Here is a 26,271-nt window from a genome sequence, read left to right on the forward strand (position 1 = left end):
AAGAGGATCGGCATGTCGCCCTGGCTAACAATTGTGGGAATCGGTGAAGACGGCTTCAGCGGCCTGGGCAAAAACGCCCGGCGCGCCCTGCTCAGTGCCGGCAACGTGTTTGGCGGTCCGCGCCAGCTGGACTTGCTGCCCGCCTGCATCCGCGCCGAACGCCAGGCGTGGCCGAGCCCGTTCTCACTGGCACCGGTCCTGGCCTTGCGCGGTACACCGGTGTGCGTGCTGGCCAGCGGCGACCCCATGTGGTTCGGTGTGGGGGCCAGTCTTGCCCGGGTGGTAGCCAGCGATGAAATGCAGGTGCTGTCTGCCCCGTCATCTTTCTCGCTGGCCGCCGCCCGACTGGGCTGGGCCTTGCAGGATGTACTGACGCTGTCGGTGGTGGCGCGGCCTGTCGCCGCGCTCAATGCTCATCTGCACAGCGGCGTGCGCCTGCTGGTGCTGAGCAACGACGCCAGCAGCCCGGCGGCCGTTGCTGCCCTGCTGCGTGAACGCGGCTTTGGCCCGAGCCGCCTGAGGGTACTTGAGCACCTGGGCGGCCCGGCCGAGCGGCGAGTCGAGGCCAGTGCCGATGACTGGAGCGACCCGCCCGTGGCGGCGCTCAACCTGATCGCCATCGACTGCCTGGCCGATACCGACACCCGGCCGCTGTCACGAAGCGGCGGGCTGCCCGACAGCGCGTTCCGCCATGACGGCCAACTGACCAAACGCGATGTACGGGCCATTACCCTGGCCCGCCTGGCGCCGTTGCCGGGGCAGTTGTTGTGGGACGTGGGCGCCGGCAGCGGCTCGATCGGAATCGAATGGATGCGCACTTACCCCAGCTGCCGCACCCTGGCCATCGAAGCCGATGCCGGGCGCCAGCAATTGATCGAACACAACCGCGATGCTCTGGGCGTACCCGGCCTGCAACTGATCCGCGGCGAGGCTCCGCAAGCCCTTGAAGGGCTGGAGCGCCCGGACGCGGTCTTTATCGGCGGCGGCGTGACCCGCGAAGGGGTGCTCGACACCTGCTGGCAACAGCTCAAACCCGGCGGGCGCCTGGTGGCCAATGCCGTCACCCTGCAAAGCGAAATGCTGCTGATGAGCTGGCGCGAGCGTCACGGTGGCGAACTGACCCGAATCCATATCGCCCAGGCGCAACCGCTGGGGGAATTCGATACCTGGCGTCAGGCCTTGCCGATAACCCTCTTAGACGTGACCAAACCTCTCGATGCGTGACGAAACCGCCGAACAACCCGCGCCGCTGCGCAGCGGCCTGACCACCGGCAGCTGCGCCACAGCCACCAGCCTGGCCGCCGCGCGCCTGCTGCTCAGCGGGGTCAGCCATGACGCCGTCGCCATCACCTTGCCCAAAGGCAAGATCGTCACCATGCGCCTGGAGTTTTGCCGCCTGTGCGATCAGGGGGCCGAAGCCGGCACCATCAAGGATGCCGGGGATGACCCGGATGTAACCCACGGCGCGCTGCTTTACTCCCAAGTGAGTCTCAGGCCGGAACCGGGTATCGGCTTTGTCGCCGGTCTCGGAGTAGGCACCGTGACCCGCCCGGGTCTGGTACTGGCCGTGGGGGAACCGGCGATCAACCCGGTGCCGCGCAAAATGATCACCGAACACCTGCTGCTGCTGGCAGCCGAGCTGGGCTACAGCGGCGGCTTTACCGTCACCGTGAACGTCCAGGACGGCGCGGCCCTGGCGTTGAAAACCATGAATCCGCGACTGGGGATCCTGGGTGGTCTGTCGATATTGGGCACCAGCGGCATCGTCCGCCCGTTCTCCTGCGCGGCTTACATCGCCTCGATCCATCAAGGCATCGATGTGGCCAAGACCAACGGCTATCTGCACATCGCCGCCTGCACCGGCAATGCCAGCGAAGACACCATGCGCCGGGTCTACAACCTGCCGGAAATTGCCCTGATCGAAATGGGCGACTTTGTCGGTGCCGTACTCAAGCATCTGCGCAAAGTACCTGTGGATAAGTTGAGCCTCTGCGGCGGCTTCGGAAAAATCAGCAAGCTGGCGGCCGGGCATATGGATTTGCACAGCCGCCACTCCAGTATCGACCTGCCGCAGCTGGCCGAATGGGCCGCCGCCAGCGGTGCCGACTGCGAGCTGCAAGAGGCGATCCGCCAGGCCAATACCAGCCAGCAAGCCCTGGCAATGGCCAGTGCTGCGGGCATCGCCCTGGGTGATGCGGTGTGCCAGCACGCCCTCGACTTCGCCCGTAGCGTGGTGCCGGCACAGGTGCAGGTCGAAGTGTTTGCCATCGACCGCCAGGGCGGGATAGTCGGTCACGCCGGAGCCTTTGCATGAAACGAATCCTGTTGCTGGGCGGCGTCACTGAAGCGCTGGCCATGGCCCGCCGCCTGGGGCCGCAACACATTTACAGCCTGGCCGGCGTCGGCCGCGTGCCCGCGGACTTGCCCTGTGAAGTGCGGGTTGGCGGTTATGGCGGCGCCGAAGGACTGGCACAGTACATACGCCAGCAGCGCATTGATTTGCTGCTCGACGCCACTCACCCCTACGCCGCACAAATCAGCCACAACGCAGTCAGCGCTGCCGCCCTCGCCGGTATCCCGTGCTGGGCCTTGCGCCGCCCGGCCTGGCAGCCCCAGGCCGGAGATAACTGGCGCGAAGTGGCGGACTGGGCCGAACTGGTCGAGGCGCTAAAACCGTTTCAGCGCCCGCTGTTCACCCTGGGCCGCGAGCCGCTTGAGCATTTGCATGAAATCCCCGAAGGACAGTTCTGGACTTTGCGCGCCCTGGACACTTACCCCGGCAATGCCCGTTGCGAAGTGATCGGCGCCCGGGGGCCATTTGTGATCGAAGATGAGCGCACCCTGTTCGCTCAACGCCGCATCGACGTACTGATCAGCAAAAACAGCGGCAGCAGCGCCACTGAGCCCAAGCTCGAAGTCGCCCGCGAACGCGGGACTCCGGTGTTGATTCTCAAACGCCCGCAGTTGCCAGAGGTTGACCGTGCATTTTTGACCGGCGATGAAGTGCTGCAGGCGCTGAAGCGGGAGAGTTATTTGTGAATATGGACCAATGCTGTGCTGTAAAAGCCGCATGCTTGCAGCGCTGAAAAAGCTCGCGAGCAAGCTCGCTCCTACAGGGTTTACTGCGCCATTGTGGGAGCCGGCTTGCCGGCGCGCGGCACCTGCATCGCTGGCAAGCCAGCTCCCACAGCGAACGGGTAAGTTTTCAACCCCAGAACCAAGACAGCGTGAACTACACTGACGCGACATTTCGCCACACAGCCTGTGTTTTTACTTACGTCGGTCATTCAGGCTAAATAGCCGCCTTGATGCCATCACTCATGGAATTGTTCATGTCCCGACAACGCTTTGCATTTGCCTGGATCGCCTGCTTCGCAGTGCTGTTCAACATGCTCGCCATGTCGACGGCCGGAGCCATGGGCGGGGCAAGGCAAGAAGCGGGCGAACAGTTCATGTGGAGCAGCTTTTGCACCTCCACCGGCACCAAGATGGTTGCCGTGTCACTGGGCAAGCTTGACGCCGGCGACAGCCGCAAAGACGATCACTCGAACATGCAGCATTGCTGGTGCTGCTCGGGCGCGGCACCGCTGGTGGCTTTGCCGGCGCATATCCCGACTCTGTATTTCGCCGCCATCGAACATGGCCACAGCCAAGTCCCCGACCACCTCAAACGCCCCACCCCGCGCCAGCAATGGCCGAGCCTCAACCCCCGCGCTTCCCCTCTGGCCTGATTCATCCTCGCAACCATTTTGCGTTTGAATCGTTCCGGAGAATTGCCATGTTGAACCTGTCACTGGTCAAAAATGCCCTGATCGCGGCGGCTTTGCTGCTGTCTGCCTGTTTCGCCAACGCCCATGAATACCAAAGCGGCACGCTGCAAATCGCTCATCCGTGGTCCCAGCAGTTACCGCCCAATGCGCCGACCGTGGCCGCGTATTTCGTGATTCACAACACCGGCACCAGCGCCGACCGCCTGGTCAGTGTCGACACCCCCATTGCCGATAAAGCCGAGCTGCATCAGCACGTGATGCAGGGCGACTTGATGAAGATGCAACCGGTGCCCAGCGTCGAGGTTGCCCCCGGCGGCACCGCCACGTTCGCGCCCATGGCGTACCACGTGATGCTGCTCGGCCTCAAAGACCGCAGTCTGCTGCAGGACGGCAAACACTTCCCCATGACCCTGCACTTTGAAAAGGCCGGTGCCATCACGGTTGATGTGAACGTGCAGAAACAGGCGCCGCCCGCCAGCACGGAAGCCATGCACACCCACTAACGGTCACTGATCCCCGTGGGCGCCCCTCGCGCCAGGCACGCCATGTCGCAGATTCGCGGCAGCTGGCTGAGCCTGTTTGCCATGCTGATGATTTTTATCGGCCCGCTGATTTCCCAAGCGGTACCGATGGATCATCACGCCTCCATGAACATGACGATGCCGATGTCGGCCGGCATGTCGATGCAAGACCACGGCGAGCACGGCAAACCGTCCGCCGATCACCACGCGATTTGGGAAAAGTGCGGCTATTGCACCCTGCTGTTCAGTTGCCCGGCACTGCCCAACGCCCCGACCCTGACCCTCCATACAGCCCCCCCTCCGGGCAACTATCTGGCGGCGACCACCCTGCTGGGCCATGCCCGGCAACCGGTCTTCCCCGGCGCCCGCTCCCGCGCCCCGCCAGCATTCCTTTAAGCACCGACCCCACAAATTCACAGGCCCGCCTGCCAGTGCTGCTTTAGACAGCCGCAGGCCGCTGGCCGTGTTGTATTCGCTTGAATATTGGAATGTTTATGTCCCGCTTTACTGTTGCCGCCCGTTTGCCCCACGCCCAAACGGTATTCCCTTTCGCCCTGAGCGCACTGTGCTGCGCATTGTTCGCGCCTGCGGTCATGGCCGACGAACACGCAGAGCACGCCAACGAAATCAGCCCGCTGGTGATCACGGCCATCGCCCCCAGCTCGCCACTGACCATAGTCACCAACCCCAAGGACCCGCGCCAGCCGGTGCCGGCCAGTGACGGTGGCGACTACCTCAAGACCATTCCCGGCTTCGCCCTGGTCCGCAACGGTGGCACCAACGGCGACCCGGTATTGCGCGGCATGTTCGGTTCACGCCTGAACATTCTCACCAACGGCGGCATGATGCTCGGCGCCTGCCCCGGCCGCATGGACGCCCCCACTTCCTACATCTCGCCGGAAACCTACGACCAGCTGACCGTGATCAAGGGCCCGCAAACCGTACTCTGGGGCCCGGGGGCATCGGCCGGCACCATCCTGTTCGAGCGCGAACCGGAGCATTTCGGCGAACTGGGCACCCGGGTCAATGCCAGTGTCCTGGCCGGTTCCAACGGCCGCTTCGACAAGACCGTCGACGCCGCCGCCGGCGGCCCGCTGGGCTACGTGCGGGTGATCGGCAACACCGCGCACGCTGATGACTACAAGGACGGCAACGGCGACACCGTGCCGTCGCGCTATGACAAGTGGAACGGCGATGTAGCACTGGGCTGGACCCCGGACCCGGACACCCTGCTGGAGCTCACTGCCGGCAAGGGCGATGGTCAAGCCCGCTCTGCCGGGCGCGGGATGGACGGCAGCCAGTACCAGCGCGAAAGCCTGGGCCTGCGCTTCGAAAAATCAAATATCGGCGATGTTCTCGACAAGATCGAAGCACAGGTCTACTACAACTATGCCGACCACGTCATGGACAACTACAGCCTGCGTACCCCGTCGGGCACCGGCATGATGAGCGGCCCCATGGCCTCCAACGTCGACCGCCGCACCCTCGGCGCACGGATCAAGGCCACCTGGCACTGGGCCGACTACCAGTTGATCAGCGGTATCGATGCGCAGACCAACGAACACCGCAAACGCTCCGGCATGGGCATCGATACCTATAAGGATCAGAACTGGAGCAAGGACGCCGACTTCCATAACTACGGTGCTTTTGGCGAACTGACCTGGTACGCCGCCGAGCGTGACCGGGTCATTACCGGAGCCCGCCTGGACCGCGCCGCGGCCAAGGATTACCGCGCCCGGATCGGCTCCGGGATGATGAGCAAAGCCAACCCGACCCTGGATAAAACCCGCGCCGATACACTGCCCAGCGGCTTTGTGCGTTACGAACATGATCTGGCCGACAGCCCGGCCACGGTCTATGCCGGCCTGGGTCACGCCGAACGTTTCCCGGATTACTGGGAGCTGTTCTCCCCGACCTCAGGCCCGGCCGGCTCGGTTAACGCTTTCGATGCAATCAAGCCGGAAAAAACCACTCAGCTCGATGTGGGCCTGCAATACAAAACCCGCGATCTCGAAGCCTGGGTCTCGGCCTATGCCGGGGTCGTTCACGATTACATCCTGTTCGACTACGACTCGGGTTCGTCCCGGGCGCAAAACATCAACGCCCGGATCATGGGCGGCGAACTGGGTGCTGCGTATCAGCTGACTGCACACTGGAAAGCCGACGCCACCCTGGCCTACGCCTGGGGCAAGAACACCACGGACGGCAAGGCACTGCCGCAAATGCCACCGCTGGACAGCCGCCTGGGCCTCACTTACAGCCAGGACGACTGGAGTGCCGGGGCCTTGTGGCGGCTGGTGGCACCGCAAGACCGCATCGACCGTAATGCCGGCAATGTGGTCGGCAAGGACTACGACAAGAGCGCCGGTTTTGGCGTGTTCTCGTTGAACGGCGCGTACCGCATCAACAAAAACCTCAAGGTCAGTGCCGGCGTCGACAACCTGCTGGATAAAAACTACAGCGAGCACCTGAACATGGCGGGCAACGCCGGCTACGGCTACCCGGCAAACGACCCGACCCCGATCAACGAGCCGGGGCGCACCTTGTGGACCAAGGTTGATGTGAGCTTCTGAAAACAACGGATTGCCCTGTGGGAGCTGGCTTGCCAGCTCCCACAGGGCTCAAGAGAATAATGACCTTGCGGAGCCGCTCCCGATGAGCCGACCAACCCCCTCTTTCTACAACCTGGCCTGGCGCTGGCATTTCTATGCCGGGCTGTTTGTCGCCCCCTTCATGATTCTGCTGGCGCTGACCGGGATCATTTACCTGTTCAAGCCCCAGCTCGATCCCTTGATGTATGACCACCTGCTCAATGTCACCCCCGGCCACCACCGCCTCAGTGCCGACGAGCAACTGCAGCGGGTGCGCCTCGATTATCCACAGGGCCGGATCAGCCAGTACCTGCCTGCGGTCAACCCCGAGCGCAGCGCCCAGTTCGTGGTCAGCAATGACGGGCGCCAGCTCAACGTGTTCATCAACCCGTACAGCGGTGAAGTGCTGGGCGAGCAGGATGCCAGGTTCAACCTGCAAGCCGTGGCCCGGGCGCTACACGGGGAGTTGATGATCGGCACTGTGGGTGACCGGCTGGTGGAACTCGCCGCCGGCTGGGGCGTGGTGCTGGTGGTTTCCGGCCTGTACCTGTGGTGGCCGCGCGGGCAATCGGCCGCCGGAATCTTATGGCCGCGCCTGAGCCGCCGCGGCCGCGTGTTGTGGCGCGACCTGCATGCTGTCACCGGTTTCTGGGGCGCAGCCCTGTTGTTGTTCATGCTGCTCAGCGGCATGACCTGGACCGGCTTGTGGGGCAAGCAATACGCCGACCTGTGGAACCGCTTCCCGGTGGCGATGTGGAATAACGTGCCGCAGTCGGATATCGAGGCCCGCAGCCTCAACACCCCTGCCCGCCAGACCGTACCCTGGGCGATGGAAAACACCCCGCTGCCGGTCTCCGGGGCCCACGCTGAACACATGGCCCATGCCGCCCACGCAAGCGGCCCGGCGGCCCCCGGCATCAGCCTGCAACAGGTGGTTGAAACGGCCACTGCACACAAGGTCGAACCCGGCTACAGCATCACCTTGCCCACCACCGCCACCGGCGTATTCACCATCGCCGTGTTCGCTGACGACCCGCGCAACGACGCCACCCTGCATATCGATCAATACACCGGCCAGGTACTGGCCGATGTGCGCTGGGAGCAATACGGCAACGTCGCCCGCGCCACCGAAATGAGCGTGATGCTGCATGAAGGCAAGCTGTTCGGCACCTTCAACCAGATCGTGATTTTGCTGGTGTGCCTGATGATCCTGCTGAGTTCGGTCAGCGCTCTGGTGATCTGGTGGAAACGCCGTCCCCAGGGCCGTCTGGGGGTCCCGCCGCTGCGCCACGATTTGCCGACCTGGAAAACCGGGGTGCTGATTATCCTGGCACTGGCCATTGCCTTTCCGTTGGTGGGCGCTTCGCTGATCGCGGTGTGGTTGCTGGATCGCCTGCTGATGATTTTTCGCAAAACGCCACCACTTGAGCTGCGCTCATAAACAACATGAAGCATCCGAGATGCGCGATCTAGAGCCCTGGCTATACTGGCAAGCCAGTATCAAGCAGAAAACTATTGTTACTGTATAACAAAAGCCTTTAAGCTCCATCACCCGCCGCCAGGAGGCAGCGGGGACACCTCTTGAAATAAGCGACTCACTGCCCCGATGAACAAGTACCTTTTTTCCAGCCTCTGTCTGCTGGCGATCAACAGCGCCCACGCGGATGACTCCGCCCCGTCCCTGATGCTGCCGGCCGCGAACATTACCGCGCCGCAAGTCGATGCCGAACACATCGACCTCAAGACTGCCACCAGCGCCGGCTCACGCCTGAACCTCAACAGCCTTGAAACCCCGGCCAGCGTCGAAAGCCTGAGCGGCGAACGGATTCGTGCCCGCGGCGACCGCAGTGTCCAGGACGCGGTGACTCGTACCACCGGTATCACCAACACGGCTACCCCGGGCAACGGCGGCTCGTCGTACTCGGCCCGGGGTTTTGTCGGCCAGGGCTCGGTGATGCAGTTGTATGACGGGATTCGCATGTACAGCGGCGCCGGCACCGTGACCTTCCCGGTGGACGACTGGTCGGTGGAGCGCATCGATGTGCTGCGCGGCCCGGCATCAGTGCTGTACGGCGAAGGCGCGACCGGCGCGGTGATCAACGTGATCCCGAAAAAACCGTTCAGCGGCGAAATCGAAAATCATCTGCGGGTTGGCTACGGCTCCTACGACAGCCAGCAGCAAGCCCTGGACAGCGGCGGCTCGCTGACCGATACCCTGAGCTACCGGTTGAACCTCAACCACATCCAAAGCAATGGCTGGATCGACCACGGTGACTCCGAAAGCACCTTTATCAGTGCCGCCCTGCGCTGGCAGGCCCGGGATGATCTGGCATTTACCCTGAGTCACGACTACGGCGACCAGGAGCCGCAGAACGACTTCGGCGTCCCCCTGATCAATGGCCGTTATCACAAGAGCCTGCGGGACAAGAACTACAACGTGCGCGACGCCAAGCTGCATTACAACGATCAGTGGACGCGCCTGAACAGCGAGTGGCAGATCAACGACGATCTGGTTGCCAGCAACGAACTGTATTACCTCAAGGCCCAGCGTCGCTGGCAAAACGCTGAAAACCATGCCTGGGACCAGGACCGACAAACCTTGATGCGCAGTGGCTACTACAGCATCAAGCACCAGCAGGAACAGGTCGGTGACCGTCAGACGTTCACCCTCGACCACGATCTGTTCGGCCTTGAAAGCAAAACCCTGGTGGGCGCGGACTACAACCGTATCCACTTCGACCTGCACAGCAATGCGCCTTACAAGGATGTAGTGACTGGCGGTACACCGATTGACATGAACCACCCGGATCGCGGCGAGTTCACAAGCAATTCGCCCTACCGCGACCAGTTCAAGACCACCACCCAGCAAGTGTCGCTGTTTGCCGAAAACCGCACGCAACTGAGCGAGCAGCTGTCGCTGGTCACTGGCGTGCGGCGCGACATCGTGCACCTGGACCGCGACGACTTGATCGAAGACACCCGCAGTGATCGCAGCCTCTCGGCCAACAGCTGGAAAGTCGGCCTGGTGTATGAACTGACGCCGGACATGTCGGTGTATGCGCAACAGGCCACCAGCGTCGATGGCGTAGCCGGGCTGATCAGCCTGTACCCCTCCGAGCAAGGCTTTGACATGGCCCGCGCCCGCCAGACCGAAGTCGGTTTCAAGCAAATGTTCTGGGACCAGCGCGGTGAGTGGACCCTGGCCGCGTATCACATCGTCAAAAAGGACTTGCTGACGCCTGATCCGAACAACCCGGGCAACTCGCTGCAAGTCGGTCAGCAATCATCCAACGGCCTTGAAGCCAGCCTCGATCTGCAACTGCCGGATCGCTGGCAGCTGCAGGCCAATGCCGCGTTCGTGCGGGCCGAATACGACAAGTTCGATGACGAAGGCGTGTCCCGCAAAGGCAACCGCCCCACCGACGTACCGCGGCGCACCGCCAACCTGTGGTTGAGCAAAACCATTAGCGATGACCTGAATGCCGGGGCCGGGGTGCGTTATGTGGACTCGCGTTACGCCGACCTTGCCAACACCGTCGTACTGCCGAGTTACACCGTGGTGGACGCCACTGTCAGCTGGAAAGTGCTGCCAAAAACCACCCTGGGCCTGCGCCTGAATAATTTGTTCAACCGCCAGTACGCTGTAAGCCAATACAATGGCGGCCAGCAATGGATCATGGGCGAACCGCGCTCGTTCTTCGTCACGGCGGATTACACCTTTTAAAGCCCCAACCCCTGCAGGAGCGGGCTTGCTCGCGAGCCGTGAAAAAGCTCGCGAGCAACTCGCTCCTGCAGAGATCAGATCAACACCGGAATTTTATGACCCGCCTCACCCTCACTCAACTTGCCTGGACCCCGCTGGGCCACGGCCACTGTCATCACCAGTTCCAGCTGCGTGATGCCAATCTGCACGTGGCCGCAGGCGAGTTCGTGGGGCTGATCGGGCCCAACGGCAGCGGTAAAACCAGCCTGCTGCGTTGCGCTTATCGCTTCAGCAAACCCGAGTCGGGCCAGGTTCACCTCGGTGCGCACAACCTCTGGCAGCAATCGCCACGCTGGTGCGCCCAACGCGTCGCCGTGGTGTTGCAGGAGTTTCCGGACGCCTTTGGCCTGACCGTCGATGAAGTGGTCGCCATGGGCCGTACCCCCCATAAAGGCCTGTTCGACGGCGATACCGAGGCCGACCGCGAGCTGGCGAAAAAAGCCCTCGAATCCGTTGGCCTGCAGGGCTTCGAAGACCACGCATTCGCCACCCTGTCCGGCGGTGAAAAACAGCGGGTGATTCTGGCCCGGGCCCTGGCCCAGCAACCCGAACTGCTGATCCTCGACGAGCCGACCAATCATCTCGATCCACGCTACCAGCTGGAGCTGCTGCAACTGGTCAAACGCCTGAACATCGGAACCCTGGCCAGCATCCACGACCTCAATCTGGCCGCGGCCTTTTGCGACCGGCTATACGTGATCGACCACGGCAGGATCATCGCCAGCGGCACCCCGCGCGAGGTGCTGACCGTCGACCTGTTGCGCGACGTGTTTGGCGTCGACGCGCTGATCGACGACCATCCGCTGTCCGGCTACCCGCGCATTACCTGGATAACCCAAGCATGAAACTGATCCGCCTCGCCCTCTGCCTGTGCGCATTGTCCGCTGCCCCATGGGCCCGGGCCGAAGCCAGCAAATACCCGCTGACCATTACCAGCTGCAACCGTGAGGTGACCTTCAACCAGGCACCCGAACACGCAGTCAGCCATGACATCAACATGACGCAAATGATGCTCGCCCTCGGCCTCAAGCCGCGCATGGTCGGCTACAGCGGCATCAGTGGCTGGAAAGCGGTGACGCCCGGGATGAAGGTGATTCTCGATGGCCTGCCGGAGCTGGCGAGCAAGTACCCCTCGGTGGAAACCCTGCTCAACGCCAACGTCGACTTCTTCTTTGCCGGCTGGGATTACGGCATGCGCGTCGGCGGCGACCTCACGCCGCAAACCCTGACCCCGCTGGGCATTAACGTGTACGAGCTGACCGAGTCCTGCGCCTTCGTGATGAAGCGCCCGCCCGCCAGCATGGAGGACACTTACAACGACCTGCGCAACCTGGGCAAAATTTTTGACGTGCAAGACCGCGCCAACACGCTGATCGCTCAGATGCAGGAAAAAGTCGCCACCGTGCAAAAGAACCTGCCCGGGGCAAAGCCACGGGTGTTCCTGTACGACAGCGGTGAAGACCGTGCCATGACCTCGGGCAAGCTGGGCATTCCCCACGCACTGATCGAAGCCGCAGGCGGCAACGACATCCTCAGTGATATCGACGCCAGCTGGACCCGTATCAACTGGGAGACCGTGGTCGAGCGCAACCCTGAAGTGATCGTCATCGTCGATTACAGCGAAGTCAGCGCCGAACAAAAACAGCGCTTCCTCGAAACCAGCCCGGCCCTGCAATCGGTCGACGCGATTCGCAACAAACGCTTCATCGTCATCCCTTACGTGCAAGCCACCCCCGGCATCGACAACGTGCTGGCCATCGAAACCCTGGCCAAAGGTTTCCACCCCCAATGATGACTCGCCGCTACGCCCTGCTGCTGGCCTGTCTCGGCGCCCTGCTGCTGGTGTCGTGCGTGATTTCCCTGGGCTTCGGCCCGGCGCGGGTGCCAGTGGACGTGGTGTGGCACATATTGCTCAACAAACTGTTCGGTATCGGTGAGGTCAGCTGGAGCGCCGGGCAGGAACATATCGTGTGGCTGATCCGCGTGCCGCGCATGCTGCTCGGGGCGCTGGTGGGGGCCGGGCTGGCATTGATCGGCGCGGTGCTGCAAGCCGTGACCCGTAACCCGCTGGCTGACCCGCACCTGCTGGGCGTGACCAGCGGTGCCACACTGGGGGCGGTGATTGTGGTGCTGCACGTGGGCCAGATCGTCGGCCTGCTGACCTTGCCCATCGCGGCCTTTATCGGTGCGTTGCTGAGCATGGTTCTGGTGCTGGCCATCGCCAGCCGCCAGGGCCGCCTGGACAGTGACCGGTTGCTGCTGTGCGGGGTGGCCGTGTCGTTCGTGATGATGGCCATCGCCAATACCCTGCTGTTTCTGGGCGACCATCGCGCCAGCTCTGCCGTACTGTTCTGGATGCTCGGCGGGCTGGGGCTGGCGCGCTGGGAACTGCTGCTGGTGCCCAGCACCGTGGTGCTGCTGGGGCTGGTACTGCTGCTGGGCATGGCCCGCCCGCTCAACGCCTTGATGGCGGGCGAGCAAACCGCCGTCACCCTGGGCCTGAACGCACGCAATGTGCGGCTCAAGGTGTTTTTGATCGCCTCCCTGATGACCGGAGTGCTGGTGGCTATCAGCGGCTCGATCGGCTTTGTCGGGCTGATGATTCCGCACATTGCCCGGCGTCTGGTAGGGGCCGAGCACCGGCGTTTGCTGCCGGTGTCAGCACTGCTGGGCAGCGTGTTCCTGGTTTGGGTGGACGTTGCCGCGCGCACCCTGATCGCCCCTGAAGACCTGCCCATCGGCGTGGCCACGGCGGCGATTGGCGGCCTGTTCTTTATAGGGCTGATGCGCAAGCGCTAACCCCCCTCCCCTAGCACCAACACGGCGCAGGCCGCGCACCAAAACCGTCTTCAGGCGCCGCACTGGTGCGCCGACACCTCAAAATTCGCCCTTGAGCCCCGTTCCAGAGCCTGCGCACCACTTCGGCACAGCCCTTGCTATAGACCTTCCCAGTGTCCCCGTCGACCCATTAGAAAAATCAGACATCTGGAGATCGCCCCATGAAGCGTCGCAGCTTGCTCAAAGCTTTCACCCTCACGGCATCCATTGCCGCCATGGGCATGACCTGGACGGTGCAAGCCGCCGAGACCATCAAGGTGGGGATTTTGCATTCGTTGTCCGGAACCATGGCGATTTCCGAAACGTCGCTCAAGGACATGGCGCTGATGACCATCGACGAGATCAACGCCAAAGGCGGCGTAAACGGCAAGCTGCTCGAAGCGGTGGTGGTCGACCCGGCGTCCAACTGGCCGCTGTTTGCAGAAAAGGGTCGCCAGTTGCTGACCCAGGACAAGGTCGCCGTGGTCTTCGGCTGCTGGACTTCGGTGTCGCGCAAATCGGTGTTACCGGTATTTGAAGAGCTCAACGGCCTGCTGTTTTACCCGGTGCAATACGAAGGCGAAGAGATGTCGCCCAACGTCTTCTACACCGGCGCCGCACCTAACCAGCAAGCCATTCCGGCGGTCGAGTATTTGATGAGCGAGGACGGCGGCAGCGCCAGGCGCTTCGTGTTGCTGGGCACCGACTACGTGTACCCGCGCACCACCAACAAGATCCTGCGGGCCTTCCTGCATTCCAAAGGTGTGGCCGACAAGGACATCGAAGAGGTCTACACCCCGTTTGGCCACAGTGATTACCAGACCATAGTGTCCAACATCAAAAAATTCTCCGCCGGGGGCAAGACGGCGGTGATCTCCACGGTCAACGGCGACTCCAACGTGCCGTTCTATAAAGAGCTGGCCAACCAGGGCCTGAAGGCCACCGACGTGCCGGTGATTGCATTCTCGGTGGGCGAAGAAGAACTGCGCGGCATCGACACCAAACCGCTGGTGGGCAACCTCGCGGCCTGGAACTACTTTGAGTCGGTGCACAACCCGGTGAACCAGAAGTTCGTCGCCGACTGGAAAGCCTACGCCAAAGCCCACAACCTGCCGGGTGCGGACAAGGCCGTGACCAACGACCCGATGGAAGCCACCTACGTCGGTATCCACATGTGGGCGCAGGCGGCAGAGCAAGCCAAGTCCACCGATGTCGATAAAGTCCGGGAAGCCATGGCCGGCCAGACATTCGCCGCGCCGTCGGGCTACACCCTGACCATGGACAAGACCAACCACCACCTGCACAAGCCGGTGATGATCGGCGAGATCGAAGATAACGGTCAGTTCAACGTGGTGTGGCAGACCAAGGAGCCGATCCGCGCCCAGCCCTGGAGCCCGTATATCCCGGGCAATGACAAAAAGCCGGATTACGCAGTGAAGAGCAACTAAAGCCAATAACACAACCTCTGCAGGAGCGAGCTTGCTCGCGAGCAAGCCCGCTCCTGCAGGAAAAAGGCCCTGTCTATGCCAACTGCCCTTTACCGTTTTATCTTCGCCTGCCTGCTGTTGCTGCCCCCGGGGGCATACGCCGACGATGCCGGCGACTTCGCAGCGGCCGACAATTCCCGCCAGGCCCAACTGCTGGAAAGCTGGGCGGCACAACCGACAGCTGAACGCGCAGCGCTGATCAACGACCTGCAACAAGGTCAGATCAGCGTCGACGGGCAAAGCAAAACCCTGCGCCTGAATAACCGTTTGCGCGGTTTGATTGAGACCGCCCAGGCCAGTCAGCAATTGCTCGCTCCAGACCCGAAACTGCGTCTGGCGGCCGCCCTGCAACTGCAAAAATCCGCCAAACCGGCACAACTGGCCTTCCTCGGCCGGCAACTGGCCGGCGAAACCGACAGTACTGCACATAGCGCCCTGAGCCTGGCACTGGCCAACCTGCAACTGGTGGACCCCGACCCGGCAGTGCGTCTGGCAGCCGTGCGCCTGCTGGGTGAAACCGGCGAACCCCTGGCCCGCACCCGCCTCGAAACCCTGCTGCAGGACGGGGTCGAAACCGACGCCAAGGTACGCATCGCCGCCGAAACCGGCCTGGCCCAGGTCAAACGCAAACTGCTGATCGGAGACTTGCTGGGCCAGGCCTTCAGCGGCTTGTCCCTGGGCTCGATTCTGTTGCTGGCAGCCCTGGGGCTGGCCATCACCTTCGGCCTGCTCGGGGTGATCAACATGGCCCATGGCGAGATGCTGATGCTCGGCGCCTACTCGACCTACTGCGTGCAGTTGCTGTTTCAGCGCTTCGCCCCCGGCGCCATCGAGTTCTACCCGCTGCTGGCGCTGCCCGTGGCGTTCTTTGTCACGGCCTGCGTGGGCATGCTTGTGGAGCGCACCATCATTCGCCACCTCTATGGCCGGCCACTGGAAACCCTGCTCGCCACCTGGGGCATCAGCCTGATCCTGATTCAATTGGTGCGGGTGCTGTTCGGCGCGCAAAACGTCGAAGTGGCCAACCCGGCCTGGCTCTCGGGCGGGCTGCAAGTGCTGCCCAACCTGGTGCTGCCGTACAACCGCCTGGTGATTATCGTCTTCGCCCTGGCCGTGGTGTTCCTGACCTGGTTGCTGCTGAACAAAACCCGGCTGGGCCTGAACGTGCGTGCGGTCACCCAGAACCGCAACATGGCGGCTTGCTGCGGCGTACCCACCGGCAGGGTCGACATGCTCGCCTTTGGCCTCGGCTCGGGGATTGCCGGGCTCGGCGGGGTGGCTTTGAGTCAGGTTGGCAACGTCGGCCCTGACCTGGGCCAGGGCTACATCATCGACTCGTTCCTGGTGGTGGTGCTGGGCGGTGTCGGCCAACTGGCGGGCACGGTGTACGCGGCCTTCGGCCTGGGCATCGCAAACAAGATTCTTGAACCGCAGATCGGCGCCGTGCTGGGCAAAATCCTGATCCTGGGGCTGATCATTCTGTTTATCCAGAAGCGTCCGCAAGGTCTCTTCGCGCTCAAAGGACGGGTGATCGACTGATGAATCAGCCTCTGCTGCTTACTGCCACGCAAAAGGCCGGGCCGGCCGTGACCGCCACTGTCGGCGGCCTGGTATTACTGGTGCTGCTGGCCCTGCCGCTGCTGTCGCTGCTGCCTGCCGACAGCCCGTTCCAGGTCTCGGCCTATACCCTGACGCTGACGGGCAAGATCCTCTGTTACGCCATCGTTGCCCTGGCGCTGGATCTGGTCTGGGGCTACGCCGGCCTGCTGTCGCTGGGCCACGGCCTGTTCTTCGCCCTGGGCGGCTACGCCATGGGCATGTACCTGATGCGCCAGGCTTCGGGCGATGAGTTACCGGCCTTTATGACCTTTCTGTCCTGGACCGAATTGCCCTGGTACTGGACCGGCACCGAGCATTTCTGGTGGGCCATGTGCCTGGTGGTGCTGGCCCCCGGTTTGCTGGCGCTGGTGTTCGGCTTTTTTGCCTTCCGTTCGCGGATCAAGGGCGTGTATTTCTCGATCATGACCCAGGCCCTGACCTTCGCCGGGATGCTGCTGTTTTTCCGCAACGAGACCGGTTTTGGCGGCAACAACGGCTTCACCAACTTCCGCAGCATTCTGGGGTTTGGCATCACCGAGCCCGGCACCCGCGCGGCACTGTTCTTCGCCACCGTGATGTTGCTGGTGGCCAGCCTGTTTCTCGGCTGGCGCCTGGCGCGCAGTAAATTCGGGCGGGTGCTGACCGCATTGCGCGACGCCGAAAACCGCCTGATGTTTTGCGGCTACGACCCCCGCGGTTTCAAGCTGTTCGTCTGGGTACTCAGTGCTGTTTTATGCGGCCTGGCCGGGGCGTTGTATGTACCGCAAGTGGGCATTATCAACCCCGGGGAAATGTCGCCCACCAACTCCATAGAAGCTGCCGTGTGGGTAGCCCTCGGCGGGCGTGGCACCCTGATCGGCCCGTTGCTGGGCGCGGGCGTGGTCAACGGCATGAAGAGCTGGTTCACCGTAGCCTTCCCCGAGTACTGGCTGTTCTTCCTCGGCGCGCTGTTTATCGTCGTGACCCTGTACCTGCCCAAAGGCGTGATCGGCCTGCTGAAGAAAAGGGGCGAACAATGAGAATCACTGCAACGGCGGAATTTATGCTCGAACCCGCATTCGATCCAAACAAGGATGCCGGCAGCAGCCGCGACGCCATAGGTCTGGGCCAGGCTGCGGGAACCGGCCTCAATACCCGCCACGGCACCATCCTGACGCTGGAAGACATCAGCGTCAGCTTTGACGGTTTCAAGGCCCTGAACAACCTCAACCTGTACATAGGCGTCGGCGAGTTGCGCTGCATCATCGGCCCCAATGGCGCAGGCAAGACCACCATGATGGACGTGATCACCGGCAAGACCCGCCCCAGCGAAGGTCAGGCCTGGTTCGGTGAAACCCTGGACCTGCAGCAGATGAGCGAAGTACAGATCGCCCAGTCCGGGATTGGCCGCAAGTTCCAGAAACCCACGGTGTTTGAAGCCCTGAGCGTGTTCGAAAACCTGGAGCTGGCGCAAAAAACCGATAAGTCGGTGTGGGCCAGCCTGCGCGCCAGACTCACGGGTGAGCAAAGGGATCGCATAGCTGAAGTACTGGAGACCATTCGCCTGAGCACCTCGGCCCGGCGCCCGGCGGGATTGCTGTCCCATGGCCAGAAACAGTTTCTGGAGATCGGCATGCTGCTGGTGCAAGACCCGCAACTGTTACTGCTGGATGAACCGGTGGCGGGCATGACCGATGCCGAAACCGAATTCACCGCCGAGCTGTTCAAAAGCCTGGCCGGCAAACACTCGCTGATGGTGGTGGAACACGACATGGGATTTGTCGGCTCGATTGCCGACCACGTCACCGTGTTGCACCAGGGTAGCGTTCTGGCGCAAGGCTCGCTGGCACAGGTGCAGGCGGATGAACGGGTGATCGAGGTTTATCTGGGCCGCTAACGCCCCGCTGCAATCGCTGGCAAGCCAGCTCCCACAGGGTATTAGGGGATTCACGATGCTACGAATACAAAATCTGCATCAGTTCTACGGTGGCAGCCACATTCTTCGCGGCCTGTCGTTTGAGGTCAAAGTCGGCGAAGTCACTTGCCTGCTGGGCCGTAACGGCGTGGGCAAGACCACATTGCTCAAGTGCCTGATGGGTTTGCTGGCCGTCAGGGAAGGCAGCGTGACCTGGGAGGACAAGCCCATTACCACGCTCAAGCCCCACCAGCGGGTTCACGCCGGGATCGCTTATGTGCCCCAGGGCCGGGAGATCTTCGGGCGCCTGACGGTGGAGGAAAACCTGTTGATGGGCCTGTCGCGCTTCCCCGGTTCCCAGGCCCGGGAAGTACCCGAATTTATCTATGAACTGTTCCCGGTGTTGCTGCAAATGAAGCATCGGCGCGGCGGCGATTTGTCCGGCGGCCAGCAGCAACAACTGGCGATCGGCCGCGCGCTTGCCAGCCGCCCGCGCCTGCTGATCCTCGATGAGCCGACCGAAGGGATTCAACCATCGGTGATCAAGGAGATCGGCGCGGTGATCAAGATGCTCGCTGCCCGGGGCGATATGGCCATCCTGCTGGTGGAGCAGTTCTACGACTTTGCCGAAGAACTGGCGGACCAGTATCTGGTGATGTCCAGAGGCGAAATCGTGCAACAGGGCCGTGGTGAAAATATGCAAACAGAGGGTGTGCGTGGACTGGTGACGATTTAGTCTGTAACTCTTTTTGATGAAAAAGCCGACCTATGAACCTGCCTGCCAACCCCGCATTGTTCACCCCCAGCTGGCACGCCGAGCTGGAGCTGGGCTATGGCCGTTTTGGCGACAGTACGCGCCCTACCCAGCGCCGCCATGTCGGTCCGTTGCGGGTGCAGAAGCACCTGTATGCCGAAGGCCCCGAGGTGTGCCAGCACATCATTGTTCACCCGCCCGGCGGCATTGCCGGCGGCGACCGGTTGAACATCTGCGCCAGTGTCGGCCCGGATGCCTGGGCGCAACTCACCAGCCCCGGTGCCGCCAAGTGGTATCGCGCGGCCGGCCCGGCGTACCAGAGCCTGACCCTGAACGTGGCCGCCGGTGCGACCCTGGAATGGCTGCCGCAAGAAACCATAGTGTTCAGCGACGCCCGGGCCGAACTGACGACGCGCATTGAACTTGAAGGCGACGGGCGCCTGTTTTACTGGGACATGGTGGCGCTGGGACGACTGGCCAGTGGTGAGCGTTTTGAGCAAGGGCATTTTCAATCACAGCTGGATATTCGCCGTGACGGCCAGTTGCTCTGGCATGAGCGCCAGCGGGTTATCGGCGGCGACGGCTTGCTGGATTCGCCAATCGGACTGGACGGCAACCCGGTGTTCGCGACATTGCTGGTGACCGGGGAAATCAGTGCCGAGCTGCTGCAAACCTGTCGCGACCTGCCCAACCCGGTACGCGGTGACCTGACCCAGCTGCCGGGGTTAGTGGTCGCACGCTGCCTGGCGGTAGAAGCCTTGCAGGCCCGCGCCTGGCTGATCGAGCTGTGGCGCCTGCTGCGCCCGGCATTGTTGGGCCGTGAGGCACTGGCCCCGAGGATCTGGAGTACCTGAGAACCGTCGCGATTTTTTTGAGGACCTCTGTGGGAGCTGGCTTGCCAGCTCCCACAGAGGTCCTCGACCCATAATCCTTAATTTAACAACGGACCCACCATGGACCTGACCTCACGCGAAAAAGACAAGATGCTGATCTTTACCGCCGGACTGCTGGCCGAGCGACGGCTGGCACGCGGGGTGATGCTTAACTACCCGGAAACCATCGCCTATATATCCGCCGCCCTGCTCGAAGGCGCCCGCGACGGCCGTACCGTCGCCGAGCTGATGCACTACGGCACCACCCTGCTGACCCGCGAACAAGTGATGCAAGGCATTCCGGAAATGATCCCCGACATCCAGATCGAAGCCACTTTCCCGGATGGCACCAAGCTGGTCACCGTCCACCAACCCATCGCCTGAGGCTGCTGCATGTCTTACCTAATTCGTGATGCCGTCGCGGCTGACCTGCCAGCGATTCTCGATATCTACAACGATGCGGTGCTCAACACCCTCGCAATCTGGAACGAGCAAACCGTCGACCTGGCCAATCGTCAGCAATGGCTCGCTGCCCGCCAGGCCCAGGGCTATCCGGTGCTGGTGATAGTCGATGAGCGCAATCTGACTCTGGGTTACGCCTCGTTTGGCGACTGGCGCCCCTTTGAAGGGTTCCGCCATACCGTCGAACATTCGGTGTACGTGCATCCCGAACAACGGGGCAAACGCCTCGGACCGCAATTGCTGGCAGCGCTGATTGAACGTGCCAGAGCGTGCGGCAAGCACGTGATGGTGGCAGCCATCGAGAGCGGCAATGCGGCCTCGATCCATGTGCATAAACAGCTGGGTTTTGTCACCGGCGGGCGCATGCCCCAAGTCGGGATCAAGTTTGGCCGCTGGCTGGACCTGACCTTTATGCAACTGATGCTCAACCCCGGCGCGCTGCCGCCACAGGAGTGCGGCAAATGAATAATGAACAAGTGCTGCAGCTAACCGCCCGCAGTTTTGCCGAATATCGCGACGGGCTGATTACCTTGCTGCTGGATGCAGTGCGCTACGGCGCGTCCGTGGGATTCATGGACGATCTGGACCTGCCCCAGGCCAGCCACTATTTCAACGAAGTACAGGCCCAGCTGGAGCAAGGCACTCTGCTCCTGTGGGTGTTGATTGAAGACGGCCGGGTGCTGGCCAGCGTGCAACTTGCCCTGTGCCAGAAGCGCAACGGGCTCAACCGTGCCGAGGTCCAGAAACTGCTGGTGCTCAACGAAGCCCGGCGCCGTGGTCTGGGCCAGATAATGATCCACGCCCTGGAGCAAGGGGCGCGGGCACAAAAGCGCGGCTTGCTGCACCTGGACACCGAGGCCGGCTCGCCCGCAGAAAACTTCTACAGTGCCCTGGGTTACACCCGGGTCGGCGAGCTACCCAACTATTGCCGCAGCCCCGACGGTCACTACAGCCCCACGGCCATCTACTACAAAACCTTGAGTGAACCGCAATGATTCCCGGCCAATACCGCATTGCAGCCGGTGACATCGAGCTGAATGTCGGCCGTCGGACCCTGAGCCTCAGCGTGTCCAATCGTGGCGACCGCCCGATCCAGGTGGGTTCGCACTATCACTTTTTCGAAACCAACGATGCCCTGATGTTTAACCGTGCTGACAGCCGTGGCATGCGCCTGAATATCCCGGCGGGCACTGCCGTGCGTTTCGAGCCGGGGCAGACCCGCGAAGTGGAACTGGTGGAACTGGCCGGGCTGCGCCGGGTGTTCGGCTTTGCCGGCCGGGTCATGGGCAATCTGGATTAACCCCAATCCCCTAATCCCTGTAGGAGCGAGCTTGCTCGCGAGCCCTTAAGCGCTCTTGAGAAAAAGCTCGCGAGCAAGCTCGCTCCTACAGGGATTGGGGGATGGTTTATATATTTAGGAACTCACTATGAAAATTTCCCGCCAGGCCTACGCCGACATGTTCGGCCCTACCGTTGGCGACAAGATCCGCTTGGCCGACACCGAGCTGTGGATCGAGGTCGAGCAGGACTTCACCATCTACGGCGAAGAAGTGAAGTTCGGCGGCGGCAAGGTGATCCGCGACGGCATGGGCCAAAGCCAGTTGCTCGCCAGCGAGGTGGTGGACACGCTGATTACCAACGCCCTGATCATCGATCACTGGGGCATCGTCAAAGCCGACGTGGGCCTGAAAAACGGCCGGATCCACGCCATCGGCAAAGCCGGCAACCCGGATATCCAGCCCGGCGTGACCATCGCCATCGGCGCCAGTACTGAAGTGATCGCCGGCGAAGGCATGATCCTCACGGCTGGCGGTATCGACACCCATATCCACTTCATCTGCCCACAACAGATCGAAGAGGCATTGAACAGCGGGGTCACCACCATGATCGGCGGTGGCACCGGCCCGGCCACCGGGACCAATGCCACCACCTGCACCTCGGGGCCGTGGCACATGGCGCGCATGCTGCAGGCCGCCGATGCATTCCCGATGAACATGGGCTTTACCGGCAAGGGCAACGCCAGCCTGCCGCAACCGCTGATCGAGCAAGTCGAAGCCGGGGCCATCGGTCTCAAGCTGCACGAGGACTGGGGCACTACGCCCGCGGCCATCGACAACTGCCTGAACGTGGCCGATCTGTATGACGTGCAAGTGGCAATTCACAGCGACACGCTGAACGAGTCGGGCTTTGTCGAAACCACCCTGGCCGCATTCAAGGGCCGCACCATCCACACCTATCACACCGAAGGCGCGGGTGGCGGCCATGCCCCGGATATCATCAAGGCCTGCGGCCTGAGCAATGTATTGCCCAGCTCGACCAATCCGACCCGGCCGTTTACCCGCAATACCATCGACGAGCACCTCGACATGCTGATGGTCTGCCATCACCTCGACCCGAGCATCGCCGAGGATGTGGCCTTCGCTGAAAGCCGTATCCGTCGTGAAACCATCGCCGCCGAGGACATCCTGCACGACCTCGGCGCGTTTTCGATGATCAGCTCCGACAGCCAGGCCATGGGCCGGGTCGGCGAGGTCATCACCCGTACCTGGCAAACCGCCGACAAGATGAAGAAACAGCGCGGCCCGCTGCCCGAAGACGCACCGGGCAATGACAATTTTCGCGCCAAACGCTACATCGCCAAATACACCATCAACCCGGCGATCACCCACGGTGTCAGCCATGAAGTGGGCTCGATCGAGGTGGGCAAGTGGGCCGACCTGGTGCTCTGGCGACCGGCGTTCTTCGGGGTCAAGCCGACCCTGATTCTCAAGGGCGGGGCGATTGCCTCGAGCCTGATGGGTGATCCGAATGCGTCGATCCCTACCCCGCAGCCGGTGCACTACCGCCCGATGTTTGCCAGCTACGGCGGCTCGCGGCATGCCACCTGCCTGACCTTTATCAGCCAGGCCGCGGCGGATGCCGGGGTACCCGCGGCACTGGGGCTGAAGAAGCAAATCGCGGTGGTCAAAGGCTGTCGCGAAGTGCAGAAAACCGACCTGATTCACAACGGTTACCTGCCCGAAATCGAAGTCGATCCGCAGACCTATCAAGTCAAGGCCGACGGGGTGCTGCTGTGGTGCGAACCCGCTGATGTATTGCCGATGGCACAGCGCTATTTTCTGTTTTGAGGGCTGCGGGCAGTTCCCCTGGCTGGCGGGGGACTGTACCGGCAAGCGGTTGTATAGAAAGCTGTCGTTAGGGGCTAAGATGCGACACCTTAATTACTATCGCTCTTGCAGCAGGGTCTGGCTATGCGCCTATCTGAATTCATCGTGCACAACGCTGATCGTATCGTCGATGAATGGGAGCAGTTCGCCGAAACCATCACCCCGGCTGCCGAATCAATGGACAGCGTGGCCCTGCGCGATCATGCCAAGGCCATTCTGCTGGCCGCTGCGCGGGACATGAACACCGCGCAAACCGCCAGCGAACAACAGGCCAAGGCCGAGGGCGAAGGGCCGGAAAAAACCCCGAGCCTGGACGTTGCCGCCGCCAGCCATGGCGAACTGCGCCATACCGTGGGCTTTGATCTGGTGCAGATGACCTCCGAGTTCCGGCACTTGCGCGCCTGCGTGATCCGCTTGTGGGTCGCCAGCCTCGAAACTCTGGAGCTGAGCTACTTGCAGGACATGATCCGGTTCAATGAGGCCATTGATGAGGCGCTGGCCGAATCCACCGAGGCCTACGCCGAGCAGGTCAACCGCTCGCGGGATATCTTCCTGGCGATTCTGGGCCATGACCTGCGCGCGCCGTTGCAAGCGGTGAGCATGTCCACCGAAATGCTGGAACGCAAAATTACCCTGGATGCCAACGCCCTGAATTACGTCAAGGCGATCAAGACCGGGGCGCGCCACATGCAGGCGATGGTCAGTGATCTGCTGGAGTTTGTGCGCAGCCGCCTGGGTACGCAGTTGCCTGTGGAACCCTGCGCCATGAACCTGGCCCAGGCTTGTCAGACCGCACTGGACCAGGCCGGCGCCGGACACCCCAAGTGTGAGCAGAGCTTGCAGGTTAACGGCAATGTTGAAGGCCACTGGGACCCTCGACGCCTCGACCAGCTGCTGCAGAACCTGATCGGCAATGCGTTGCAGCATGGCGCCAGCGAAGGCGCGGTGACCCTGATCCTGAACGGAACTGACGACCACGTGACCCTGCGGGTGCACAACAACGGCACCCCGATTGCAGAGGAGGCGCTGGCCACCCTGTTCGACCCGTTGGTACGCAGCCCGAGCGAAGACATTGGCCACCCGGGCGCATCCACCAGCCTTGGCCTGGGCTTGTTCATCGTCAAGGAAGTGGTAGACGCGCACCATGGCAGCATCGAAGTGTCCTCGACCGAAGCCGAGGGCACGACGTTTACCGTGGTGTTGCCCAAACAGATCTGACAGATAAAAAACCCGTAGGAGCGAGCTTGCCTCGCGAGCTGTATCTGGCGTGCTGCACGCTAATGTGAACAGCTATCTGAAAAGATCGCGAGGCTAGCTCGCTCCTACAGTACGGTCGCGGCTACAGGTCGCCGACAAAGCGGCCCAGTTGCTGCTTGAGCCGCTGGTTCTCGGCCCGCAATTGCTGCACTTCCTCGATCAGGTCCAGCGCCAGGGCGACGCCTTCCCACTCCATCTCCAGGTCGTGGTGCAGCTTGGTCGCACGCTGTGCGATGGCCAGCTCGTAGTCTTCAAAACGCCACACGTCCGGCGTGCGGCCCTGAGGTTCGATAATTCCGTGTTCGACAATCTCTATCACGTAAGTGGCCGGGATGCCGGCCTCTTCGCAGAACCTTTCCATGTCCAGCTGAACGATCAGGGTGCTGCTCATGATCAGTTACTCCATTGGGCTCTCGGATCGAATGCCGATTTGTCGGCCAGGTCTTGCCACAGGGCTTTTGTGGCCTCGTCGCTCTGTTTCGGCATGACCACTTTCAATTGGGCATACAAATCACCACGCTCGCCTTGCTTGTTCGCCAGGCCATGGCCTTTGATGCGCAAGCGTTGACCGCTCTGGCTGTCCGGACGGATGGTCAGGTTGATTTTGCTGGTCAGGGTCGGCACGGCCACTTTGGCCCCCAGAGCAGCTTCCCACGGCGCCACTGGCACCGTGATCACCAGATCATGACCTTCAACATCGAACTTCGGATGCGGAGCAAAGCGGATGATCAGGTACAGATCGCCATTGGCACCGCCACCCACGCCCGGACCGCCCTGCCCTTTAAGGCGGATGCGCTCACCGTCGGTGACACCGGCCGGGATTTTCACGTTAAGCGTTTTGTTGGCGCCGCCAATCTGGAAGCTGATCTGCTTCGATTCGCCGGACAGGGTTTCTTCAAGGAAAATCGGCAGTTCCATTTCTACATCCTGTCCACGACGTCCCGCACTGCGGCCGCTCTGGCCGCCGAAGCCATTACCGCGCGAACCGAAGATCGAGCTGAAAAAGTCTGAAAAATCGCCTTGATCCTCGAAACCACCGCTCGAGTGCCCTTGCCAGCCCGGCGGCCCCTGGAATGGCTGCCCATGTTGACCGTACTTGCGCATTTCATCGTATTCGGCGCGCTTGTCGGCACTTTTCAGGGCTTCATACGCTTCGTTGACGTCCTTGAATTTCTCCTCGGCGTCCTTTTCCTTGCTCACATCCGGGTGATACTTGCGCGCGAGCTTGCGATAAGCGGTCTTGATCGCCTTATCGTCAGCCGTGGGCTCGACACCCAGGATTTTGTAATAGTCTTTGAAGTCCATGTAAGGATCACC

The 26,271-nt window shown here is 62.2% G+C and carries 26 protein-coding genes; 24 read left to right on the plus strand and 2 right to left on the minus strand.

The window, feature by feature from the left end:
- The first annotated feature begins 12 nt into the window (after window positions 1-12).
- The 24 genes from cbiE to JQ845_RS09400 all read left to right on the plus strand — a co-directional run bounded on the left by cbiE (window position 13) and on the right by JQ845_RS09400 (window position 24,915).
- Window positions 13-1,224 (plus strand): precorrin-6y C5,15-methyltransferase (decarboxylating) subunit CbiE, encoded by a 1,212-nt coding sequence (gene cbiE / locus JQ845_RS09285; RefSeq protein ID WP_203008922.1) that lies wholly within the window; start codon window positions 13-15, stop codon window positions 1,222-1,224.
- Complete coding sequence (locus JQ845_RS09290; RefSeq protein ID WP_161719777.1) at window positions 1,217-2,314, plus strand: cobalt-precorrin-5B (C(1))-methyltransferase; 1,098 nt, start codon at window positions 1,217-1,219, stop codon at window positions 2,312-2,314. Before cbiE ends, JQ845_RS09290 begins: the two co-directional genes overlap by 8 nt.
- Window positions 2,311-3,039, plus strand: coding sequence for a cobalt-precorrin-6A reductase (locus JQ845_RS09295; protein WP_010656236.1), 729 nt, complete (start codon window positions 2,311-2,313; stop codon window positions 3,037-3,039). The genes JQ845_RS09290 and JQ845_RS09295 overlap by 4 nt, the downstream gene beginning before the upstream one ends.
- A 293-nt stretch (window positions 3,040-3,332) precedes the next feature.
- On the plus strand, window positions 3,333-3,731 hold the full coding sequence (locus tag JQ845_RS09300) for a DUF2946 domain-containing protein (RefSeq protein WP_003439179.1): 399 nt from the start codon (window positions 3,333-3,335) through the stop codon (window positions 3,729-3,731).
- Window positions 3,732-3,778: 47 nt separating this feature from the next.
- Window positions 3,779-4,273, plus strand: a complete 495-nt coding sequence (locus JQ845_RS09305) for a copper chaperone PCu(A)C (protein WP_203008923.1) — start codon at window positions 3,779-3,781, stop codon at window positions 4,271-4,273.
- Between the two features lie 42 nt (window positions 4,274-4,315).
- On the plus strand, window positions 4,316-4,687 hold the full coding sequence (locus JQ845_RS09310; RefSeq protein WP_127195744.1) for a DUF2946 domain-containing protein: 372 nt from the start codon (window positions 4,316-4,318) through the stop codon (window positions 4,685-4,687).
- 98 nt (window positions 4,688-4,785) lie between these two features.
- Window positions 4,786-6,864 carry a TonB-dependent copper receptor gene (locus tag JQ845_RS09315; RefSeq protein WP_029612517.1) on the plus strand — a complete coding sequence of 693 codons (2,079 nt, stop codon included), beginning with the start codon at window positions 4,786-4,788 and terminating at the stop codon, window positions 6,862-6,864.
- A gap of 82 nt (window positions 6,865-6,946) precedes the next feature.
- Window positions 6,947-8,323: a PepSY-associated TM helix domain-containing protein gene (locus JQ845_RS09320; RefSeq protein WP_203008924.1), complete on the plus strand. Its 1,377-nt coding sequence runs from the start codon at window positions 6,947-6,949 to the stop codon at window positions 8,321-8,323.
- Window positions 8,324-8,488: 165 nt separating this feature from the next.
- The gene (locus tag JQ845_RS09325; protein WP_203008925.1) at window positions 8,489-10,606 is read left to right on the plus strand and encodes a TonB-dependent receptor; all 2,118 of its coding nucleotides are present in this window, start codon (window positions 8,489-8,491) and stop codon (window positions 10,604-10,606) included.
- 95 nt (window positions 10,607-10,701) lie between these two features.
- A complete protein-coding gene (locus JQ845_RS09330; RefSeq protein WP_003439163.1) occupies window positions 10,702-11,490 on the plus strand; it encodes an ABC transporter ATP-binding protein in 789 nt (262 codons plus the stop codon).
- Complete coding sequence (locus tag JQ845_RS09335) at window positions 11,487-12,437, plus strand: ABC transporter substrate-binding protein (RefSeq protein ID WP_003439161.1); 951 nt, start codon at window positions 11,487-11,489, stop codon at window positions 12,435-12,437. The genes JQ845_RS09330 and JQ845_RS09335 overlap by 4 nt, the downstream gene beginning before the upstream one ends.
- A complete protein-coding gene (locus tag JQ845_RS09340) occupies window positions 12,434-13,444 on the plus strand; it encodes a FecCD family ABC transporter permease (protein ID WP_003439158.1) in 1,011 nt (336 codons plus the stop codon). Before JQ845_RS09335 ends, JQ845_RS09340 begins: the two co-directional genes overlap by 4 nt.
- A gap of 200 nt (window positions 13,445-13,644) precedes the next feature.
- Window positions 13,645-14,910, plus strand: a complete 1,266-nt coding sequence (gene urtA / locus JQ845_RS09345) for an urea ABC transporter substrate-binding protein (RefSeq protein ID WP_003439155.1) — start codon at window positions 13,645-13,647, stop codon at window positions 14,908-14,910.
- A gap of 75 nt (window positions 14,911-14,985) precedes the next feature.
- Window positions 14,986-16,488, plus strand: coding sequence for an urea ABC transporter permease subunit UrtB (urtB, locus tag JQ845_RS09350; protein WP_161719788.1), 1,503 nt, complete (start codon window positions 14,986-14,988; stop codon window positions 16,486-16,488).
- Window positions 16,488-17,567, plus strand: coding sequence for an urea ABC transporter permease subunit UrtC (urtC, locus tag JQ845_RS09355; protein ID WP_003439149.1), 1,080 nt, complete (start codon window positions 16,488-16,490; stop codon window positions 17,565-17,567). Before urtB ends, urtC begins: the two co-directional genes overlap by 1 nt.
- The gene (urtD, locus tag JQ845_RS09360) at window positions 17,564-18,424 is read left to right on the plus strand and encodes an urea ABC transporter ATP-binding protein UrtD (RefSeq protein ID WP_010656242.1); all 861 of its coding nucleotides are present in this window, start codon (window positions 17,564-17,566) and stop codon (window positions 18,422-18,424) included. The genes urtC and urtD overlap by 4 nt, the downstream gene beginning before the upstream one ends.
- 55 nt (window positions 18,425-18,479) lie before the next feature.
- Complete coding sequence (gene urtE, locus JQ845_RS09365) at window positions 18,480-19,178, plus strand: urea ABC transporter ATP-binding subunit UrtE (RefSeq protein ID WP_003439143.1); 699 nt, start codon at window positions 18,480-18,482, stop codon at window positions 19,176-19,178.
- A 32-nt stretch (window positions 19,179-19,210) separates the two neighbouring features.
- Window positions 19,211-20,050 carry an urease accessory protein UreD gene (locus tag JQ845_RS09370; protein ID WP_203008926.1) on the plus strand — a complete coding sequence of 280 codons (840 nt, stop codon included), beginning with the start codon at window positions 19,211-19,213 and terminating at the stop codon, window positions 20,048-20,050.
- Between the two features lie 99 nt (window positions 20,051-20,149).
- Window positions 20,150-20,452, plus strand: coding sequence for an urease subunit gamma (gene ureA, locus JQ845_RS09375; RefSeq protein WP_003439136.1), 303 nt, complete (start codon window positions 20,150-20,152; stop codon window positions 20,450-20,452).
- Window positions 20,453-20,461: 9 nt separating this feature from the next.
- The gene (locus JQ845_RS09380; RefSeq protein ID WP_003439134.1) at window positions 20,462-20,995 is read left to right on the plus strand and encodes a GNAT family N-acetyltransferase; all 534 of its coding nucleotides are present in this window, start codon (window positions 20,462-20,464) and stop codon (window positions 20,993-20,995) included.
- A complete protein-coding gene (locus tag JQ845_RS09385; RefSeq protein WP_003439132.1) occupies window positions 20,992-21,525 on the plus strand; it encodes a GNAT family N-acetyltransferase in 534 nt (177 codons plus the stop codon). Before JQ845_RS09380 ends, JQ845_RS09385 begins: the two co-directional genes overlap by 4 nt.
- Window positions 21,522-21,830, plus strand: a complete 309-nt coding sequence (locus JQ845_RS09390; RefSeq protein WP_003439131.1) for an urease subunit beta — start codon at window positions 21,522-21,524, stop codon at window positions 21,828-21,830. Before JQ845_RS09385 ends, JQ845_RS09390 begins: the two co-directional genes overlap by 4 nt.
- Before the next feature lie 127 nt (window positions 21,831-21,957).
- The gene (gene ureC, locus JQ845_RS09395; protein ID WP_003439130.1) at window positions 21,958-23,658 is read left to right on the plus strand and encodes an urease subunit alpha; all 1,701 of its coding nucleotides are present in this window, start codon (window positions 21,958-21,960) and stop codon (window positions 23,656-23,658) included.
- Between the two features lie 123 nt (window positions 23,659-23,781).
- Window positions 23,782-24,915 (plus strand): sensor histidine kinase, encoded by a 1,134-nt coding sequence (locus JQ845_RS09400; RefSeq protein WP_003439128.1) that lies wholly within the window; start codon window positions 23,782-23,784, stop codon window positions 24,913-24,915.
- A gap of 121 nt (window positions 24,916-25,036) precedes the next feature.
- On the opposite strand, the gene JQ845_RS09405 is transcribed toward JQ845_RS09400, so the two are convergent.
- Window positions 25,037-25,345 (minus strand): chaperone modulator CbpM, encoded by a 309-nt coding sequence (locus tag JQ845_RS09405; RefSeq protein WP_003439125.1) that lies wholly within the window; start codon window positions 25,343-25,345, stop codon window positions 25,037-25,039.
- Between the two features lie 2 nt (window positions 25,346-25,347).
- Window positions 25,348-26,259: a curved DNA-binding protein gene (gene cbpA, locus JQ845_RS09410; protein ID WP_003439123.1), complete on the minus strand. Its 912-nt coding sequence runs from the start codon at window positions 26,257-26,259 to the stop codon at window positions 25,348-25,350.
- Window positions 26,260-26,271 lie beyond the last annotated feature (12 nt).

The sequence above is a fragment of the Pseudomonas paraversuta genome (genome assembly GCF_904063065.1).
Lineage (GTDB): Bacteria > Pseudomonadota > Gammaproteobacteria > Pseudomonadales > Pseudomonadaceae > Aquipseudomonas > Aquipseudomonas paraversuta.